Raw genomic sequence first — 2491 nt, forward strand, 5'->3', positions numbered from 1 at the left:
GGCGGCGCCGGGACCGGGGACGCCGGGGGCGATGCCACGGGTGACACGGCCGGTCACACGGCTGGTGACCCGGACTCCGCCGGGCGGCCCGGCCCGGCGGGTGAGGCCCCGGCCGCGCCGGTCGGGCCGGTCCGGACGGCGGTGAACGTCGCGCTGACCGTGCTCACGGTGGCGGCCCTGGTGAGCGGGCTCGCCCCGCCCGAGGCGGTGTTCCTGTGCGCGGCGATCCTCGCCCTGGTGGTCAACTTCCCGGGGCTGGAGGAGCAGACCGAGCGGATCAACGCCCAGGCCCGCGGCGCCATGCTGATGGCCTCCACCCTGCTGGCGGCCGGGGCGTTCCTGGGCGTCCTGGAGGGAACCGGCATGATCGACGGCATGGCCGCGGCCGTCGCGGGCGCCGTGCCCACCGGGCTCGGTGGCGCGCTCCCGCTGGTCGTCGGCGTCCTCGGGGTTCCGCTGAGCCTGCTGTTCGGCCCGGACGCCTACTACTTCGGCGTGCTCCCGGTCCTGACCGGGGTCGGCGCCGAGTTCGGCGTCGCGGCCGCGGACCTCGCCCGCGCGTCCATCGTCGGGCAGGAGACCGTGGGCTTCCCGATCAGCCCGATGACGGGCTCGTTCTACCTGCTCGTCGGCCTGGCGGGGGTCGACATCGGCCGGCACATCCGCGCGCTGTTCGGCTGGGCGTGGCTGATCAGCCTCGTCATGCTCGCGGTCGCTCTGCTGACCGGGGCGGTGGCGCTCGCATGAGGACGCGGATCGGCGCCGGCGCGGGCTTCGCCGGGGACCGCATCGACCCCGCGGTGCGCCTGGTCGAGCACGGGGACCTCGACCACATCGTCTTCGAGTGCCTCGGCGAGCGGACGGTCGCCGCGGGCACGCTGCGCCGCCTGACCGACCCGGACAGCGGGTACGACCCGCTGCTGGCCGCGCGGCTGCACGCGGTCCTGCCCGCCGCCCGCTCGCGGGGGACCGGGATCGTCACCAACTCCGGTGCCGCGCACCCGGTGGCGGCCGCCCGCGTCGCCGCCGGTGTCGTCCGGCGGACCGGCTGCGGGCCGGTGCGGGTCGGCGTCGTGACCGGCGACGACGTGCTGGACGCGGTGCTCGCGGCGGACCCGTTCGTCGACGGCACCGGGCGGCCGGTTTCGGACGGGCCCGTGCCGGTCTCCGCGCACGCCTACCTCGGCGCCGAGCCGGTCACCGAGGCGCTCGGGGCGGGGGCGGACCTCGTCGTGACCGGGCGGGTGGCCGACCCCTCGCTCTACCTGGGGACGCTGCGCCACAGCCTCGGCTGGGATGCCGGCGACCCCGCCGCCACCGCCACCGGCACCGTGGTCGGCCACCTGCTGGAGTGCGCCGGGCAGCTCACCGGCGGCTACTTCGCCGACCCGCCGACCAAGCCGGTGCCGGGCCTGGCGCGGCTGGGGTTCCCCTTCGCCGACGTCGGCCGCGACGGCGGGGTCGTGCTGGGGAAGCTCCCCCGCGACGGTGGCCGGCTCGACCGGCGCACCTGCACCGAGCAGCTGCTCTACGAGGTCGACGACCCGTCGTCCTACGTCACCCCGGACGTCGTCGCGGACTTCTCCGGGGTCGTGTTCGACGAGACCGGCCCGGACCGGGTACGGGTGTCGGGGGCGTCCGGGCGGGCCCGGCCGGACCGGCTGAAGGTGACGCTCGGCTACCGCGGCGGCTGGGTGGGCGATGGCCAGATCAGCTATGCCGGTCCGCGGTGCCTGGACCGGGCCCGGCTGGCCGGTGACGTCGTGCGGGAACGCCTGCGCGAGGTGCACGGATTCGACGACGGCGACGTGGAGGTCGAGTACCTCGGGGCGGGCGCCGCGCACCGCGGGCTCGCGGGGCCCGGCGACCCGGTGGAGGTGCGGCTGCGCGTCGCGGCCCGTGCGCCCGACCGGGAGAGGGCGGGGCTCGTCGGGTGGGAGGTCGAGTCGCTCTACACCAACGGGCCCGCGGCCGGCGGAGGAGCACGGTCCGCGGTGACCGAACAGGTCGTCGTGCGGTCCTGCCTGCTCGACCGGGACCTCGTGCGGCCCCGTGTCGACGTCGAGGAGGTGCGCTGATGCGCGTCGACGACCTGGCCGACGTCCGGGCCGGCGACAAGGGTGACACGCTCATGCTGGTCGTCGTGCCGCGCGACGACGCCGCCTGGGAGGTGCTGCGCTCGCGGCTGACCGCCGACGTCGTCCGCGCCCGGTTCGGCCCCGCGGTGACCGGCCCGGTGGACCGGCACGAGGTCCCCGGTCTGCCCGCACTGGTCTTCCGGGTCCCCGGCGTGCTGGCCGGGGGCGTCACCGGGTCGCTGACCCTCGACGGCCACGGCAAGACCCTGTCCTCGCACCTGGCCGGGGCCGAGCTCGGGTGAGGGGTCAGGCGGTGTGGGTCAGCGTGGCGGCCGTCCCGGTCGCGGCGGCCGGCAGCAGCACCTCCACCGTCGCCCGGCCCAGGACCGGCACCCGGCCCGCCCGCAGCCGGG

Annotated in this window: 2 protein-coding genes and 1 pseudogene; all 3 read left to right on the forward strand. The window is 77.1% G+C overall.

Annotation, left to right across the window (positions count from 1 at the left end; all coding sequences use genetic code 11):
• Positions 1 to 747 (forward strand): annotated as a pseudogene (locus GTW08_RS02710) (SLC13 family permease); the annotation flags it as partial.
• Complete coding sequence (locus GTW08_RS02715) at positions 744 to 2078, forward strand: acyclic terpene utilization AtuA family protein (RefSeq protein WP_073577601.1); 1335 nt, start codon at positions 744 to 746, stop codon at positions 2076 to 2078. The pseudogene GTW08_RS02710 and the gene GTW08_RS02715, both read left to right, overlap by 4 nt.
• On the forward strand, positions 2078 to 2380 hold the full coding sequence (locus GTW08_RS02720; protein ID WP_073577602.1) for a hypothetical protein: 303 nt from the start codon (positions 2078 to 2080) through the stop codon (positions 2378 to 2380). Before GTW08_RS02715 ends, GTW08_RS02720 begins: the two co-directional genes overlap by 1 nt.
• Positions 2381 to 2491: the final 111 nt, after the last annotated feature.

Origin of the sequence: Pseudonocardia sp. SID8383 (assembly GCF_009864975.1) — a bacterium.
GTDB lineage: Bacteria > Actinomycetota > Actinomycetes > Mycobacteriales > Pseudonocardiaceae > Pseudonocardia > Pseudonocardia alni.

Excerpts from the sequence above, each read along its gene's own strand:
- GTW08_RS02720 (WP_073577602.1), top strand. The coding sequence starts at position 2,078 with ATGCGCGTCGACGACCTGGCCGACGTCCGGGCCGGCGACAAGGGTGAC.
- GTW08_RS02715 (WP_073577601.1), top strand. The coding sequence starts at position 744 with ATGAGGACGCGGATCGGCGCCGGCGCGGGCTTCGCCGGGGACCGCATC.